This is a genomic window from Limnohabitans sp. WS1, assembly GCF_003063265.1.
GTDB lineage: Bacteria > Pseudomonadota > Gammaproteobacteria > Burkholderiales > Burkholderiaceae_C > Limnohabitans_A.
The window spans coordinates 74,751-90,094 of the sequence record NZ_NERU01000002.1; the positions used below are offsets into that span (position 1 = coordinate 74,751).

Consider the following 15,344-nt stretch of genomic DNA (forward strand, 5'->3'; position numbering starts at 1 on the left):
CCGGGTGTGGCAGTTTTCAGTTTTTCGCGGGCGCAGGTTTGGCGCTGGCATCTGCCGCTGCCGGTTTGGCGGGTTTGGCCGCAGCCTTGTCGGCGCTCGCGTCCTTGTTGGCGGCAGGCTTTTGATCAGCCACTTTGACCTTGTATGCACTGCCTTGCACCCGCACACCTTGCGCGGACAAGCTGCTGGCCTTTTGAGGGCCCAGGCCTTTAACTCGGCTGGTGGCATCTTCCCAGTCCTTGAACGCGGCCTTTTTGCGCTCGTCCATCACTGCCTTGGTGAGGACCGGCCCCACGCCTTTCAGGGCGTCGAGCTCGACTTCGGTGGCTTTGTTCAAGTCAATTTGTTGTGCCCAACTCAGTCCCGCAAAGCTGAATGCCAGAAATACCCCTGCAATTTTTCTCAGCATGTCTATTCCCCTTTGGTTCACTGCAAAAATTTGCAGACCTTTATTTTGAGAACTTAAATGTTATTTTTAAAGCAGGGTAAACCCCCTGGCGAGCCTCGCAGGGCTAGAGTTCTTCGATCCGTCTGGGGGGGTAGCTGTCCCAAGCCTGGCATCCCGGGCAATGCCAGAAGTGCTCTTTGGCTTCAAAACCACAGGCCGCACAGCGGTAACGGGTCAGGGGTTTGGTGGCGTGTTCCAGTGCTTTTTGCACCGGTGCCGGCAAGGCATGGTCACTGGGCTGGACCCCGTTGAGCCAGCGACTGGCAGCCATCAGGGACGGGGTTTTTTGCAGGTGGTCCAAGTAGCGCTGCATCGCCTGGGCCTGCGTGAGCTGATCGGCGGGTGAAGGGTTGGCGCTCAAAGTCATGATGGCATCGAGGACATCAATGCAGGGCTGGCGCTGGTAATGCGCTTGCAGCAAGGCCAAGGCCTCATCGGCTTTGCCACAGGCTTGGGCTGCTTGAGCCAAGCTTGCCGCTGCCAATGGGGCCGCTGTGTCATTGCGCTCAAACAACACGGCCAAGCTGGCATAGGCGGGCACAGCCTGCCCTTGGCTCAGAAGCAATTGCCCTTGCAAAATTCGAGGCCGGGCCGCTTCGGATTGTTCTTTCAGGCTTTGTGCCAGCAGGGCCAGGGCTTTGGCACTGTCTCCTTTTTGTACCGCTTCTCGCGCTTGCTCACATTGGTAATGGGCCAAACGAATCCCAAAGTTGGATTCGCCTGATTTTTCAAGCAAGCGTGCCACGGCCGCAGCTTCAGGCCACTCGCGTGATCGTTCGTAAATGGCCATGCGTGCCAGCCTGGCTTGTCCTTCGTAAGAGGTGCCTTCCAGCTTGCGCAGCGCCTCTTCAGCGCGGTCCAGCAAGCCGGCTTTCAAATAATCAAGTGCCAAACCATGTTGCGCTCTTTGTCGGTCTGAAGTGCTGATGTCGGCGCGTTGCAGCAGGTGTTCGTGGACCCTGACGGCTCGGTCGTATTCGCCACGGCGGCGAAACAAATTGCCCAATGCAAAATGCAATTCCGAGGTATCCGGGTCGTTTTGTACGGCTTCAATGAAGGCGTCGATGGCTTGGTCTTGCTGTTCATTGAGCAAGTAATTCAAGCCCTTGAAATAAGCGCGAGGGGCTTGGCGGTTGGCAATGCGCATCTGGCGCAAGTCCAAACGAGAGGCGATCCACCCCAATGCAAAAGCCGCGGGTAAACCCAGCAAAATCCAGGTCAGGTCAAACTCCACGTGGGGCCTCCTGTGGGGGTGATACCGCATCGCTGGCGGGTTTAAGTCGGTGTTTCACGGCTTGCCGTTCACGCCACCAGCGTGGCACCATGCCTAAAACGCCAACCACCACACCCAGAGTGAAGGCTGACAAAACCACCAGCACGGTGGGCGCAGACCAATGGGTGCCAAAAAAGAAATTCACGCGCGTTTCTTGCTGGTTGTTCAGCGCAAAAGCGAAAAGTGTAAAAAAAACAGCCGCCTTCAGTAGCCACTGAAGCAGCCGGAGCAGACGTTTCATGATTCGACCTTGGAAGCTGAAACCATTCTAATGGCGCAATTTCAGTGGCCAGTAAAACCACGAACACGCCCTACCCATCGGTATTGGAGCGTGGCTGGGCCTTGGGCCTCAGGCATGGGTCTTGGGGGTGGTTTGTGCGGCAGCCAAAGTGCCTGCATCCACGGCTTCTCTCAAGGCTTTGCCTGGCTTGAAGTGAGGGACCCGTTTTTCGGGTATGTGCACACTTTCTCCAGAGCGAGGGTTGCGGCCAATGCGAGGTGGACGGCGATTGATGGAAAAGCTTCCAAAACCGCGAATTTCGATGCGGTGGCCTTTGACCAGGGCATCGCTCATGGCTTCGAGCACCGTTTTGACCGCCAGTTCGGCGTCACGGTGGGTCAGCTGCGCAAAACGTGCAGCGAGTTCTTCAACCAGATCGGAGCGGGTCATGTGCGTTGGAGGTTGAGCGTTGGGGGTTGTGCGTTGAGCTGAACAAGCCAGAAAACCCGGCTTGCCGCTCAACGTCAAACGCTCAACGCTCAGCTTTCACTTCAGTTGTTGTCCAACTTGGCACGCAACAAAGCGCCCAGGCTGGTGGTGCCCGCGTTTTCGCGTGACGACTGCTGAGACAAGTTCGCCATGGCTTCTTGTTGGTCAGCTTGGTCTTTGGCCTTGATCGACAACTGGATGTTGCGGGTCTTGCGGTCCACGTTCACCACGACGGCAGTGACTTCGTCACCGACTTTGAGCACGTGGCTGGCGTCTTCCACGCGGTCACGCGAGATTTCGCTGACACGCAGGTAGCCCACGATGTCTTCGCCCAGGTCGATTTCAGCGCCCTTGGCATCCACAGTCTTGACCTTGCCGGTGACGATCTGGCCTTTGTCGTTGATCGACACAAAGGTGGTGAAAGGATCGGAGTCGAGCTGTTTGATGCCCAAGCTGATGCGCTCGCGGTCCACGTCCACAGCCAAGACCAAAGCCTCGACTTCTTGACCCTTCTTGAATTCGCGCACGGCGTTTTCGCCGGTTTCGTTCCAAGACAGGTCAGACAAGTGCACCAAGCCGTCGATGCCGGCAGCCAAGCCCACGAACACGCCGAAGTCGGTGATCGACTTGATCGGGCCCTTGACGCGATCGCCGCGCTTGGTGTTCTGAGCAAACTCTTGCCATGGGTTGGCACGGCACTGCTTCATGCCCAAGCTGATGCGGCGCTTGTCTTCGTCGATCTCGAGGACCATGACTTCGACTTCGTCACCCAAAGCCACGATCTTGGAAGGAGCCACGTTCTTGTTGGTCCAGTCCATCTCGGACACGTGCACCAAGCCTTCGATGCCTGGCTCGAGTTCCACAAACGCGCCGTAGTCGGCGATGTTGGTGATCTTGCCGAACATGCGGGTGCTTTGTGGGTAGCGGCGGTTCACGCCCATCCATGGGTCGTCGCCCATTTGCTTCAGACCCAAGGACACGCGGTTCTTCTCGGTGTCGAACTTGAGGATCTTGGCGGTGATTTCCTGACCTGCAGTGACCACTTCGGAGGGGTGACGGACACGGCGCCATGCCATGTCGGTGATGTGCAGCAAGCCGTCGATGCCGCCCAAGTCCACGAACGCACCGTATTCGGTGATGTTCTTGACCACACCGTGAACGATAGAGCCCTCGCGCAATGTTTCCATCAGCTTGGCGCGCTCTTCGCCCATCGAGGCTTCCACCACAGCGCGGCGTGACAACACGACGTTGTTGCGCTTGCGGTCGAGCTTGATGACCTTGAATTCCAGGGTCTTGTTCTCATAGGGTGACAGGTCTTTGGTAGGACGTGTGTCGACCAAAGAGCCGGGCAAGAAAGCACGGATGCCGTTGACCAACACGGTCAGGCCACCCTTGACTTTGCCGCTGGTCACGCCAGTGACGAACTCGCCCGATTCCAGGGCTTTTTCCAAAGACATCCAGGAAGCCAAACGCTTGGCGGTGTCACGGGACAAGATGGTGTCGCCGTAGCCGTTTTCGATGGAGCCAATGGCCACGGAAACGAAGTCGCCGACCTGGACTTCAACTTCACCCTGGTCGTTTTTGAACTCTTCGAGGGGCACGTAGGACTCGGACTTGAGACCGGCGTTGACGACCACGAAGTTGTGTTCGATGCGCACCACTTCAGCGGTGATGACTTCACCAGGGCGCATTTCGGTACGTTGCAGGGATTCCTCAAAGAGGGCGGCAAAAGATTCAGACATGTGATTTCCTCATCCACAAACAGGACTGACGAACGCGAAATGCGTCGTTTCCAGGAGCTGACTGTGGCGGTTGGTTGTGCGGTGTAAACCGCGGTTGGTTTGTAAAAAACCACCTGGCCAGTGTGCAAGCTGCACGAGGAGAGCCGGGTGGAACTTCAGGTCAGCCTGCACTCGGCGGGCTGGGGTGGCTGTTGTCAGTGGATCAATTTGTGTCGATCAACCAAAAACCTGCCGGCTTTGCCACCAGACCATCACCTGTTCCACCGAGGCTTCGATGGTCAAGGACGAGTTGTCCAGTTGCAAGGCATCTTGTGCGGGCTTCAGAGGCGCCACGCTCCGGGATGTGTCCCGGGCGTCGCGTGCTTCCAAGTCAGCGCGAAGAGCATCGATATTAGCCGAAAAACCCTTCAAAATCAATTGCTTATGCCGTCTTTCGGCCCGTTTTGCGGCGCTGGCGGTCAAAAACACCTTCAACGCGGCTTCTGGAAAGATCACCGTGCCCATGTCACGGCCGTCGGCCAAGAGGCCAGGCAGGCGCTGAAAACTGTGTTGCAGGTCGATCAGCGCTTGGCGCACTGCTGGCAAGACAGACACTTTGGAGGCGTTCATGCCGCCTTGCTCGCTGCGGATCGCATCGGTCACGTCCACGCCGTCCAGTAAGACCTGCTCACCTTCAAAAAGCACGGGCAGGCTGCGGGCAAGCTCGGCGATCTTGGCTTCGTCGGCGGCTTCCAGCGTGAGACCCGCTTGCAAAGCGGCGTGGGCCGTGACGCGGTAGAGCGCGCCCGAATCGAGGTAGTGGTAGCCCAGCTGAGCGGCCACGCGGCTGGCCAGCGTGCCTTTGCCCGAGGCCGTGGGGCCGTCGATGCAGATCACAGGGATGTTGTGGGCGGCTGTGTGCGCCACCGAGAACAGGGCTTCAAAGTAGTCGGGGAAGGTCTTGGCCACGCACTTGGGGTCTTCGATGCGCACCGGAACCAGGTCGGCGTTGAACGCTGCCAGAGAGAAGCACATGGCCACGCGGTGGTCGTCGTAGGTGTGGATGCTGGCGCGTTGCCACTGGTCCGCAGGCAGGGGGTGGATGGTGATCCAGTCCGGGCCTTCTTCGACGGTGGCACCGAGCTTGCGGCTTTCGTTGGCCATGGCCGCAATGCGGTCGGTTTCTTTCACGCGCCAGCTGGCGATGTTGCGCAGCGTGGTGGGGCCATCGGCATACAGCGCCATCACGGCCAGCGTCATGGCGGCGTCGGGGATGTGGTTGCAGTCGAGCGTGATGCCTTTGAGCGGCCATGCGCCGCGCTGGATCTCCAGCCAGTTGGGGCCGCTGGTGATTTTTGCGCCCATTTGCGCTGCGGCATCCATGAAGCGGATGTCGCCCTGAATCGAGTCGGCCCCAACGCCCTGGATGCGGATGCCGCTGCCTTGGGCGATGGCGCCGAGTGCGATGAAGTAGCTGGCCGAAGACGCATCGGCTTCGACGTGGATCGTGCCCGGCGACTGGTAGCGGCTGCCCGCCGGGATGACAAAACGTTCCCAGCCTTGGCGCTCCACGGCAATGCCGTAACGGGCCAGCAGGTTGAGTGTGATTTCAATGTAAGGCTTGCTGATGAGTTCGCCCACCACCTCGATGGTGATGGCGCGGTCTTGGGCCGCCAAGGGCAGCGCCATCAACAAGGCCGTCAGAAATTGGCTGGACACATCGCCCCGCACGGGGATGGGTTTGTCCAGTTGCAGCGTTGGCTGGCGTACGCGCAACGGCGGGTAGCCCTCGTTGCCCAGGTAGTCGATGGCGCAGCCCAGCTCGCGCAGGGCATCCACCAGGTCCCCAATGGGGCGCTCGTGCATTCGGGGCACGCCTTTGAGCGTGAAGTCACCGCCCTGAACGGCCAGCGCAGCAGTGAGCGGGCGCATGGCCGTGCCCGCGTTGCCCATGAAAAATTCAATGGCTTCACTGGGCCAGGTGCGGCCACCGAGGCCCGTGATGGTCACTGTGGTGCCTTGCACCTCCAGGCCGCAGCCCAGTTGGCGCAGCGCGGCCAGCATGACGCGGGTGTCGTCCGAGTCCAGCAGGTCGTGGACCACGGTGGTGCCTTGGCACAGGGCCGAGAGCAGCAGCACGCGGTTCGAGATGCTTTTGGAGCCGGGCAGGGTGACAGTGCCGGACGCGCCTTGCAGCGCAGGGAGGTCGAGGAAAGGGGTGGAGAACATTTAAGGGTTTTCAGAAACTTTGCTGCAAGCGTTGCCCGCTTGCAAGGTCCAAGCCGCACGCACATCGCTGGCTTGTTCAATCAACTGTTGCAGCGCGGCGGTGTCGCCTTGCTTCAAGGTGTTTTCAAACTGGTCGAGCGCAGCGCGAAAGTGCGCCATCTGCGTGAGCACTTCGGCCCGGTTGGCGCTCAGGATGTCGCGCCAGACTGCCGGGTCGCTGGCGGCGATGCGTGAAAAATCCCGAAAGCCCGGGCCTGCCATCTCCAAAAATGCAGCACCTTGTGGCTGTGCGGTGAGCGCATTGACGGCTGCAAAGGCCAACAGGTGGGGCAAGTGGCTGACGGCCGCAAAGGTGGCGTCGTGCGCCTCGGGCGTCATCTGGCTCACATGGCTGCCGATGGCGGTCCAGACCTCGCTCGCTGTTTTGATTTGGCGGATGCTGTTGTGTGGCAAGGGCGTGAGGATGGTGCGGCGCGCTTGGTAAAGCGTGCCCTCGGCGTGCTCGATGCCAGCGACTTCCTTGCCCGCAATCGGGTGGGCAGGCACCAAACAATTGAGGCGTTCGCCCAAGGCCGCCTGGGCTGCCGCGATCACGTCGCATTTGGTCGAGCCCACGTCCATCAGCAAGGCATTGGGCGAGAGGGTGTCTCGCAGCGCAGCAAAGCTGCTGTGCATGGCCCCCACGGGCACGGCCAGCAAGACCAAATCGGCACCTTGCACCGCCTCGGCCACGTTGTTGCAGGCTTGGTCGATGACCTTCAGGTCCACTGCGCGTTGGCGTGTTTTTTCGGAGGCGCTGAAACCGGTGATGTGCTGCACCAGGCCCGCTTGGCGCAGCGCGAGCGCAAACGAGCCACCCATCAGGCCGCAGCCAATCAGGGCCAGGCGTTGGAATTTCACCATGCGCTCACTCGGGAGTCATTCAGGAACGGGGTAAGAACCCAGCACCTTGTAGAACGCGCACAGGCCTTGCAGCTCTTGCAAGGCCGCCGCGACATGCGGCTCGCTGATGTGGCCTTGCAGGTCGATGTAGAAGTAATATTCCCACTGGCCCGATTTGGCGGGACGCGACTCAAAGCGCGTCATGGACACGCCATTGTTTTTGAGCGGCACCAACAAGTCGTGCACCGCACCTGGGCGGTTGGGCACCGACACCACCAAGCTGGTGCAGTCCTTGCCCGAAGCCGGTGGCGTGGCCAGGGTTTGGGGCAGGGTGATCACGGCAAAGCGTGTGCGGTTGAACGCTTCGTCCTGGATGGCGTGGTGCACGATGTGCAGGCCAAATTGGCTGGCTGCGCGTTCGCTGGCCAAGGCCGCCCAGGCCGGGTTGGTGGCGGCCAAGCGCGCGCCTTCGGCGTTGCTCGACACGGCGCGGCGTTCCACATGCGGCAGGTGTTTGGACAACCAGCCTTGGCACTGGGCCAGCGCCTGGGGGTGGGCCATCACGACCTCAATGCCCGCGTCAGAGTTGAGCTGACGCAGCAAATTAAAACGCACCTGCAGGCTGACTTCGCCCACCACATGCACGGGCGAGCGCAAGAACAAATCGAGCGAACGCGCGACCACACCTTCGGTGGAGTTCTCCATGCCGACCACGCCGTACTGGGCGGTGCCCGCTGCGGTGGCGTGGAAGACTTCGTCGAAGTTGGCGCAGTAAATCAGGTTGGCCGCGCTGCCAAAAAACTCGATGGCGGCTTGTTCACAAAACGTGCCCTGCGGGCCGAGCACCGCCACGCGCTGGGGCGCTTCGAGCGCCAAGCAGGCCGACATGATCTCGCGCCAAATAGAGGCCACATGCTCGTTTTTGAGCGGGCCGGGGTTGGCGTTGGTGATCTTGTCGATGACCTGGGCCACGCGGTCGGGCCGGAAGAAGGGTGAGCCTTCGGCGCGTTTGATCTCGCCGACTTGTTCGGCCACATGGGCGCGTTGGTTGAGCAGGCTCAGCAGCTGTTTGTCCAGCGCGTCAATCTGCACACGCAAAGCGCCCAAGGCATCCGACTGAATGGGTTGTTGGCTCATGTCTCTTCTACTTTCTGGCGGCCTGTTTCGGGAGAAAACTTCAGGCCTGTGTTTTTTCAAATTCGCGCATGTAAGCCACCAAGGCCTGCACGCCTTCGATGGGCATGGCGTTGTAGATGCTGGCCCGCATGCCACCGACTGATTTGTGGCCCTTGAGCTGCAACAAATTGGCGGCTTTGGCCCCGGCCAGAAAGGCGTCGTTGCGCGATTCGTCGCGCAAGAAGAAGGGCACGTTCATGCGTGAGCGGCAGTCTTGGGCGACACGGTTTTCGAACAGGCTGGAGCTGTCGAGAAAGTCATACAGCAGCTGGGCCTTGGCGATGTTGCGCTGTTCCATGGCGGCAATGCCGCCGTTTTTCTTGAGCCATTGGAACACCAGCCCGGCGATGTAGATGCTGTAGGTGGGCGGCGTGTTGTACATCGACTGGTTGTCGGCCACCAGTTTGTAGTCGAAGGCGCTGGGGCAATGGGGCAGGGTGTGGCCGATCAGGTCTTCGCGCACGATGACCAAAGTCAGGCCTGCGGGGCCGAGGTTTTTTTGTGCACCACCAAAAGCCAGACCTACCCGCGACCAGTCCACCGGGCGGGAGGCCACATGCGATGAAAAGTCCACCACCAGCGGGGCGTCACACCCCAAGGCTTTGAGGTCGGGCAGTTCATGAAACTCCACCCCGTGGATGGTTTCGTTGCCGCAAATGTGCACATAGCGGCTGTCCGAGCCAATTTGCCAAGTGGCTGGCGCGGGCAGGGTGATGAAGCCGTCGGCTTGCGCCGAGGCCGCCACGCGGGCGGTGCCGTATTTGCCCGCTTCTTTGAGCGACTTTTGGCTCCAGCTGCCCGTGAGCACAAAGTCCATGGCCTCGCCTTGCGACAGGTTCAGGGGCACGATGGCGTTTTCCGCCAAGCCACCACCTTGCATGAACAAAATTTTGAAGTGGGCGGGCACGGCCAGCAGCTCACGCAAGTCCGCTTCGGCCTGCTCGTAAATGCTGATGAACTCTTTGCCGCGGTGGCTCATCTCCATCACGCTCATGCCCGAGCCGTGCCAATCGAGCATTTCTGAGGCCGCTTGTTGCAAGACCTCTTCGGGCATGACGGCCGGACCGGCCGAAAAATTGAAAGCGCGACTCATGCCTTATTCCGCTGCGGGTGTGTTGTCATCAGAAGTGTTGGTGCTGTCACTTTCACCATCGCTGGCATTCGCGTCGTTTTCCACAATGCGTTGCAGGCCTGACAGCTTGGCACCGGCGTCCAGACCAATCAGGGTCACACCTTGTGTGGCGCGGCCCAGTTCCCGGATTTCGGACACGCGGGTGCGCACCAAAACGCCGGTGTCGGTGATCAGCATGATCTCGTCGTCGGCATGCACCAAGGTGGCGGCAACCACTTTGCCGTTGCGCTCGGATTGCTGGATGGCGATCATGCCCTTGGTGCCACGGCCGTGGCGGGTGTATTCGGTGATGCTGGTGCGCTTGCCGTAGCCGTTTTCGGTGGCCGTGAGCACACTGGCGCGGGCTTTGGCTTCATCGGCGGGGGTGTCGGGGTTTTCTTGTTCCGACACCAGCATGGCGATCACGCTTTGGTGGTCTTCGATCATCATGCCGCGCACGCCGCGTGCACTGCGGCCCAGCGGGCGCACATCGTTTTCGTCAAAACGCACGGCCTTGCCACCGTCGCTGAACAGCATCACGTCGTGCTGCCCGTCTGTGAGGGCAGCGCCAATCAAGAAGTCACCCTCGTCCAAATTGACGGCGATGATGCCGCCTTTGCGGGGGTTGTTGAATTCGTCCAGCGATGTCTTTTTCACGGTGCCCATGGAGGTGGCCATGAACACATATTGGTTGTCTGGGAAGGTGCGTGCTGCACCGGTCAGGGCCAGCACGACGTTGATTTTCTCGCCTTCTTGCAGGGGGAACATGTTGACGATGGGGCGACCGCGTGAGCCGCGTGAGCCGGCCGGTACTTCCCAGACCTTCAGCCAATACAAACGACCCCGATTGGAGAAGCACAGCAGGTAGTCGTGTGTGTTGGCGATGAAGAGCTGGTCGATCCAGTCGTCTTCTTTGGTGGCTGCCGCTTGTTTGCCACGACCGCCGCGCTTTTGGGCGCGGTATTCACTCAGCGGTTGACTCTTGATGTAACCACTGTGCGAAAGTGTCACGACCATGTCGGTGGGCGTGATCAGGTCTTCGGTGGAGAGGTCTTGCGCACTGTGCTCGATCTCGCTGCGGCGAGCGCCAATTTTGGTCTGGCCAAATTCTTGGCGCACGGTGCCCAGCTCGTCGCCAATGATGGTGGACACGCGCTCGGGTTTGGCGAGGATGTCCAACAGGTCTTCAATTTCGGACATGACCTCTTTGTACTCGGCGACGATTTTGTCCTGCTCCAGCCCGGTCAGGCGTTGCAGGCGCATCTGCAAAATCTCTTGCGCTTGCGTGTCTGACAGGCGGTACAGGCCGTCTTGACCCATGCCGTATTCGCGATCGAGCCCTTCGGGGCGGTAGTCGTCGGCATCGACCACGGAGCCATCGTCACGGGCACGCGTCAGCATGGTGCGTACCATCTGGCTGTCCCAAGAGCGGGTCATCAGCTCGGCTTTGGCCACGGGTGGTGTGGGCGCATTGCGGATGATGGCAATGAAGTCGTCAATATTGGCCAAAGCCACGGCCAGGCCTTCGAGCACATGGCCACGGTCACGTGCTTTGCGCAGCTCGAACACCGTGCGGCGTGTCACCACTTCGCGGCGGTGTTGCAAAAAGACCTGGATCAGGTCTTTCAGGTTGCACAGCTTGGGCTGGCCGTCGATCAAGGCCACCATGTTCATGCCAAAGGTGTCTTGCAGCTGCGTCTGTTTGTACAGGTTGTTCAGCACCACTTCGGGCACTGCGCCGCGCTTGAGCTCGATCACCAAACGCATGCCCGACTTGTCGGACTCGTCCTGGATGTGGCTGATGTCTTCGATTTTCTTTTCGTGCACCAGCTCGGCCATGCGCTCTTGCAGGGTCTTTTTGTTGACCTGGTAAGGCAGTTCGTCAACCACGATGCACTGGCGTTGGCCTTTGTCGATGTCTTCAAAGTGGCATTTGGCTCGCATCACAACGCGTCCACGCCCTGTCCGGTAGCCGTCTTTCACCCCGGTCATGCCGTAAATGATGGCACCCGTGGGGAAATCCGGCGCGGGCACGATTTCCATCAATTCGTCGATGGATGCTTCGGGGTTGCGCAGCAAATGCAAGCAAGCGTCCACCACCTCGTTCAAGTTGTGCGGTGGGATGTTGGTGGCCATGCCCACAGCGATGCCGCCTGAGCCGTTGATCAGCAAATTGGGCAGCCGCGAGGGCAAGACCAGGGGTTCTTTTTCGGAGCCGTCGTAGTTGGGCCCGAAGTCCACGGTTTCCTTGTCGATGTCGGCCAGCATCTCATGGGCAATCTTGGCCAAGCGGATTTCGGTGTAACGCATCGCCGCCGCGTTGTCGCCGTCGACCGAGCCAAAGTTCCCCTGGCCGTCCACCAGCATGTGGCGCATGGAAAAGTCTTGTGCCATGCGCACGATCGTGTCGTATACCGACTGGTCACCGTGAGGGTGGTACTTACCAATCACGTCACCCACGATACGGGCCGACTTTTTATACGGACGGTTCCAGTCGTTGTTCAGCTCGTGCATCGCAAACAACACACGGCGGTGCACGGGTTTCAGGCCATCGCGCGCATCGGGCAATGCACGGCCCACGATCACGCTCATGGCGTAATCGAGGTAGCTGCGTCGCATTTCCTCTTCCAGACTGATGGGCAGTGTTTCTTTGGCGAACTGGGTCATATGTAGGAAGAAAAGTAACGCGGTGTAAACCACTCATTTTAAGTGCATGCGAGTGTAGCTTCGTTGCAACATTTGTCAGTGTTTTCAACGAATGCTTTTATCGTCTGTTCAGCATTTGACAGAAGTCACCGCCGTCTATGGCACAATAAATGTCAACGCAGTAAGTGACGGTCATTTGCTGTGTCATTTTTACGCAGCGAGTCTGCGGCTTTATCCCTCAAGAGGAAGACCATGAAGAAACTCAACAAAGTGGCGATGTTGTTTGCCTCCGCAGCTCTCGCAACCGCAGCCGGCGCTCAAACCGTTGACAACTGGCGCAACGGCTCCGGCGACTTGGTGTGGAAAAACGGCACCAACGAACTGTGCTGGCGCGATGCCAACTGGACACCTGCTACAGCTGCTGCTGGTTGCGACGGTGCCATCGTGGCTCCTAAAGCTGCACCAGCGCCTGCCCCAGCTGCGCCTGCCCCAGCTCCAAAAGCCGCTCCTGCACCCGCTCCAAAACCAGCTCCAAAACCAGCACCTGCGCCTGCTGCTGCCACCAAAGTGACTTACGCTGCCGACGCGTTCTTCGACTTCGACAAAGCCGTGTTGAAAGCTGAAGGCAAAGCCAAGCTCGACGACTTGGTCGGTAAAGTCAAAGGCGTGAACCTGGAAGTCATCATCGCTGTCGGTCACACCGACTCCGTGGGTTCTGACGCTTACAACCAGAAGCTGTCGGTCAAGCGCTCTGACGCTGTGAAGGCCTATTTGGTGTCCAAAGGCATTGAAAAGAACCGCGTTTACACCGAAGGCAAAGGCGAGAAGCAGCCTGTGGCTGACAACAAGACTTCTGCTGGCCGCGCTAAAAACCGCCGCGTGGAAATCGAAGTGGTGGGCACACGCGCCAACAAGTAATCCTCTCTGGATTGCCCAAAAGCCCCAGCAATGGGGCTTTTTTTTGCCTCAAATTTTCTGAGTGCTGTGCTTTAACCGACAATCCAGCCCATGAATCCAAGCTCATCCAATGTTGATCCGGCCGAATTGGCCAAGTTTTCAGACCTCGCCCACCGCTGGTGGGACCCCGAAAGCGAATTCCGTCCCTTGCATCAAATCAACCCCTTGCGTTTGGAGTGGATTCACGGCTTGGTGCCACTCACGGGATTGAAAGTGGTGGATGTCGGTTGTGGTGGCGGCATTTTGGCCGACGCCATGGCTCGAAAAGGGGCAGAGGTTTTGGGCATTGATTTGGCCACCAAATCCCTCAAAGTGGCCCAATTGCATGCGCTCGAAGCGGGCACGCAAGGCGTTCAGTACCGCGAAGTCAGTGCTGAAGCCTTGGCCGAAGAAAAACCCCAGCAATTTGATGTGGTCACTTGTATGGAAATGCTGGAACACGTTCCGGATCCGGCCTCGGTGGTCAAGGCCTGTGCCCAAATGGTCAAGCCTGGGGGCTGGGTGTTCTTTTCCACACTCAACCGAAATCCCAAATCCTTTCTGTTCGCCATCGTTGGTGCCGAGTACATCCTCAAACTCTTGCCCAAAGGAACGCACGAGTTTGCCCGCCTGATCAAGCCCAGCGAACTCACATCTTGGGCGCGTGAAGCAGGGCTGGACGCCCAAGGCTTCAAAGGCATGGAATACAACCCCTTCACCAAGCGCTATTGGCTCAGTCAAGACACCAGTGTCAACTATTTGCTGGCGTGCAAGAAAGCCTGAACATGTTCCACAACGTACAAGCCGTCTTGTTTGATTTGGACGGCACCTTGATTGACAGTGCCCCTGATTTGGGCGCAGCGGTAGACAAAATGCGGGTTGACCGTGGTTTGTCTTCTTTTCCCTTGGACCACTACCGCCACATGGCCGGTGCGGGTGCCCGAGGCATGTTGGGCATTGGCTTTGGCATGACACCCGATCACGCCGACTTTGAGGCGATGAAGGAAGAGTTCTTCGTCAACTATGAGCGCTGCATGACTGAGCGCACCCGCATTTTTGATGGCGTGGTTGAGCTGATTGCGAGTTTGGTGGCGCAAGGCATGCCCTGGGGTGTGGTGACCAACAAATCCAGCAGATTCACCGATCCGCTCACATCGGCCATGCCTTTGTTCGCTACGGCCGGGACCATCGTCAGTGGCAACACCACCCCACACGCCAAACCGCATCCCGAACCCCTTTTCGAAGCCGCAAGGCGTTTGGCCATCGACCCGGCCCGATGCGTGTATGTTGGCGACGATGAGCGTGACATCGTGGCGGGTTTGGCCGCAGGCATGGGCACGGTGGCAGCCACTTACGGTTATTTGGGCCAACAGACCGATATTTCGCGCTGGAATGCCCATTTGCACATTGATTCTCCGATGGACCTCTTGAAATCCCTCAAGAGCGCCTAAAATAGAACGTTCAGGGGCTGCACTGGTTTCGACATGGGTTCGGACGCGTGGCAGGGCATGTCGAGGTTCTGATCCTCGTTAATCTTCGGAAAAAAAACTAACTGCAAACGACGAACGTTTCGCACTCGCCGCTTAATCCGGTGAGCCTTGCAACAGTTGGCCGATAGGCTGGGTCAGGGTGATGAGGGGGTTAAACCCCTCAAAGTCCTAACTGCAAGGTAAAACATATGGGCTGGCATCACCTCGGGTACCTTGAGGTGGTGTGAGAAAAAAGGGTGCTGGCTGGGTGTTCAGCGTGTCGCTGCGCGGTTCATTTGGCGAGACTCAAATCAGACGACTACACATGTAGAACTGTACGAAAAAGACTTATGGACGGGGGTTCAAATCCCCCCAGCTCCACCATATGCAAGTTCAAGGGCGTTTACTGAGTTTCAGTAAACGCCCTTTTTCTTTGGGAAATCAAGGGTTTACAGTGCAAGGACGTTCATTAGCGTTCGTTGACAGCCAAACCAAACGGGGTAACAAAGCGGGGAACAACCGGGGTAAAATCTGAAAAAACGGGGAACGTTCCCCGGTTTGCCCCCCGGACACCTGAGAGAACGCCCCCATGCTGATCGATGCAAGTCTTGGCGTGGTTTTTTCGGATCTAGATCGCATTTCCCCAAAACATGGTTTTGACCCTGCAAGCCCTGTTTTAGCGCTTTTTAAAGAAGCGTTGGAATGCCCTCCAGCGGGCAATCCTGCATAAAAAAAGCCACCCGT

14 protein-coding genes and 1 other RNA gene are annotated in these 15,344 nt (G+C 58.7%); 5 read left to right on the plus strand and 10 right to left on the minus strand.

Annotation, left to right across the window (positions count from 1 at the left end):
* Positions 1-16 precede the first annotated feature (16 nt).
* From B9Z48_RS04075 to gyrA, 10 genes are all read right to left on the minus strand, one after another.
* The gene (locus B9Z48_RS04075) at positions 17-409 is read right to left on the minus strand and encodes a helix-hairpin-helix domain-containing protein (RefSeq protein ID WP_108377240.1); all 393 of its coding nucleotides are present in this window, start codon (positions 407-409) and stop codon (positions 17-19) included.
* 103 nt (positions 410-512) lie between these two features.
* Complete coding sequence (gene lapB / locus B9Z48_RS04080; RefSeq protein WP_108377241.1) at positions 513-1,682, minus strand: lipopolysaccharide assembly protein LapB; 1,170 nt, start codon at positions 1,680-1,682, stop codon at positions 513-515.
* Positions 1,672-1,962: a lipopolysaccharide assembly protein LapA domain-containing protein gene (locus B9Z48_RS04085; RefSeq protein ID WP_089954575.1), complete on the minus strand. Its 291-nt coding sequence runs from the start codon at positions 1,960-1,962 to the stop codon at positions 1,672-1,674. The genes lapB and B9Z48_RS04085 overlap by 11 nt, the downstream gene beginning before the upstream one ends.
* A gap of 108 nt (positions 1,963-2,070) precedes the next feature.
* A complete protein-coding gene (locus B9Z48_RS04090; protein WP_255419474.1) occupies positions 2,071-2,442 on the minus strand; it encodes an integration host factor subunit beta in 372 nt (123 codons plus the stop codon).
* A gap of 50 nt (positions 2,443-2,492) precedes the next feature.
* Positions 2,493-4,172 carry a 30S ribosomal protein S1 gene (gene rpsA, locus B9Z48_RS04095; protein ID WP_089954570.1) on the minus strand — a complete coding sequence of 560 codons (1,680 nt, stop codon included), beginning with the start codon at positions 4,170-4,172 and terminating at the stop codon, positions 2,493-2,495.
* A 216-nt stretch (positions 4,173-4,388) separates the two neighbouring features.
* Positions 4,389-6,380 carry a bifunctional 3-phosphoshikimate 1-carboxyvinyltransferase/cytidylate kinase gene (locus B9Z48_RS04100; RefSeq protein ID WP_108377242.1) on the minus strand — a complete coding sequence of 664 codons (1,992 nt, stop codon included), beginning with the start codon at positions 6,378-6,380 and terminating at the stop codon, positions 4,389-4,391.
* Positions 6,381-7,283, minus strand: coding sequence for a prephenate dehydrogenase/arogenate dehydrogenase family protein (locus B9Z48_RS04105; RefSeq protein ID WP_108377243.1), 903 nt, complete (start codon positions 7,281-7,283; stop codon positions 6,381-6,383).
* Between the two features lie 15 nt (positions 7,284-7,298).
* The gene (gene pheA, locus B9Z48_RS04110; protein WP_108377244.1) at positions 7,299-8,399 is read right to left on the minus strand and encodes a prephenate dehydratase; all 1,101 of its coding nucleotides are present in this window, start codon (positions 8,397-8,399) and stop codon (positions 7,299-7,301) included.
* A gap of 40 nt (positions 8,400-8,439) precedes the next feature.
* Positions 8,440-9,531, minus strand: a complete 1,092-nt coding sequence (serC, locus tag B9Z48_RS04115) for a 3-phosphoserine/phosphohydroxythreonine transaminase (RefSeq protein WP_108377245.1) — start codon at positions 9,529-9,531, stop codon at positions 8,440-8,442.
* A gap of 3 nt (positions 9,532-9,534) precedes the next feature.
* Positions 9,535-12,216 (minus strand): DNA gyrase subunit A, encoded by a 2,682-nt coding sequence (gene gyrA / locus B9Z48_RS04120; RefSeq protein WP_108377246.1) that lies wholly within the window; start codon positions 12,214-12,216, stop codon positions 9,535-9,537.
* 231 nt (positions 12,217-12,447) lie between these two features.
* On the opposite strand from gyrA, the gene ompA reads away from it, so the two are divergent.
* The 5 genes from ompA to B9Z48_RS21515 all read left to right on the plus strand — a co-directional run bounded on the left by ompA (position 12,448) and on the right by B9Z48_RS21515 (position 15,330).
* Positions 12,448-13,113 carry an outer membrane protein OmpA gene (gene ompA / locus B9Z48_RS04125; RefSeq protein ID WP_108377247.1) on the plus strand — a complete coding sequence of 222 codons (666 nt, stop codon included), beginning with the start codon at positions 12,448-12,450 and terminating at the stop codon, positions 13,111-13,113.
* Between the two features lie 90 nt (positions 13,114-13,203).
* Positions 13,204-13,914 (plus strand): bifunctional 2-polyprenyl-6-hydroxyphenol methylase/3-demethylubiquinol 3-O-methyltransferase UbiG, encoded by a 711-nt coding sequence (ubiG, locus tag B9Z48_RS04130; RefSeq protein ID WP_108377248.1) that lies wholly within the window; start codon positions 13,204-13,206, stop codon positions 13,912-13,914.
* A 2-nt stretch (positions 13,915-13,916) separates the two neighbouring features.
* Complete coding sequence (locus B9Z48_RS04135; protein WP_108377249.1) at positions 13,917-14,582, plus strand: HAD-IA family hydrolase; 666 nt, start codon at positions 13,917-13,919, stop codon at positions 14,580-14,582.
* A gap of 13 nt (positions 14,583-14,595) precedes the next feature.
* Positions 14,596-14,984, plus strand: a transfer-messenger RNA (tmRNA) gene (gene ssrA / locus B9Z48_RS04140).
* Between the two features lie 205 nt (positions 14,985-15,189).
* Positions 15,190-15,330, plus strand: coding sequence for a hypothetical protein (locus B9Z48_RS21515; RefSeq protein ID WP_158273206.1), 141 nt, complete (start codon positions 15,190-15,192; stop codon positions 15,328-15,330).
* Positions 15,331-15,344 lie beyond the last annotated feature (14 nt).

Bases quoted from the DNA above. Each gene is read 5' to 3' on its own strand.
- B9Z48_RS04075 (WP_108377240.1), bottom strand. From the start codon at position 409: ATGCTGAGAAAAATTGCAGGGGTATTTCTGGCATTCAGCTTTGCGGGA.
- B9Z48_RS04085 (WP_089954575.1), bottom strand. From the start codon at position 1,962: ATGAAACGTCTGCTCCGGCTGCTTCAGTGGCTACTGAAGGCGGCTGTT.
- rpsA (WP_089954570.1), bottom strand. From the start codon at position 4,172: ATGTCTGAATCTTTTGCCGCCCTCTTTGAGGAATCCCTGCAACGTACC.
- B9Z48_RS04100 (WP_108377242.1), bottom strand. From the start codon at position 6,380: ATGTTCTCCACCCCTTTCCTCGACCTCCCTGCGCTGCAAGGCGCGTCC.
- B9Z48_RS04105 (WP_108377243.1), bottom strand. From the start codon at position 7,283: ATGGTGAAATTCCAACGCCTGGCCCTGATTGGCTGCGGCCTGATGGGT.
- pheA (WP_108377244.1), bottom strand. From the start codon at position 8,399: ATGAGCCAACAACCCATTCAGTCGGATGCCTTGGGCGCTTTGCGTGTG.
- serC (WP_108377245.1), bottom strand. From the start codon at position 9,531: ATGAGTCGCGCTTTCAATTTTTCGGCCGGTCCGGCCGTCATGCCCGAA.
- gyrA (WP_108377246.1), bottom strand. From the start codon at position 12,216: ATGACCCAGTTCGCCAAAGAAACACTGCCCATCAGTCTGGAAGAGGAA.
- ompA (WP_108377247.1), top strand. From the start codon at position 12,448: ATGAAGAAACTCAACAAAGTGGCGATGTTGTTTGCCTCCGCAGCTCTC.
- ubiG (WP_108377248.1), top strand. From the start codon at position 13,204: ATGAATCCAAGCTCATCCAATGTTGATCCGGCCGAATTGGCCAAGTTT.
- B9Z48_RS04135 (WP_108377249.1), top strand. From the start codon at position 13,917: ATGTTCCACAACGTACAAGCCGTCTTGTTTGATTTGGACGGCACCTTG.
- B9Z48_RS21515 (WP_158273206.1), top strand. From the start codon at position 15,190: ATGCTGATCGATGCAAGTCTTGGCGTGGTTTTTTCGGATCTAGATCGC.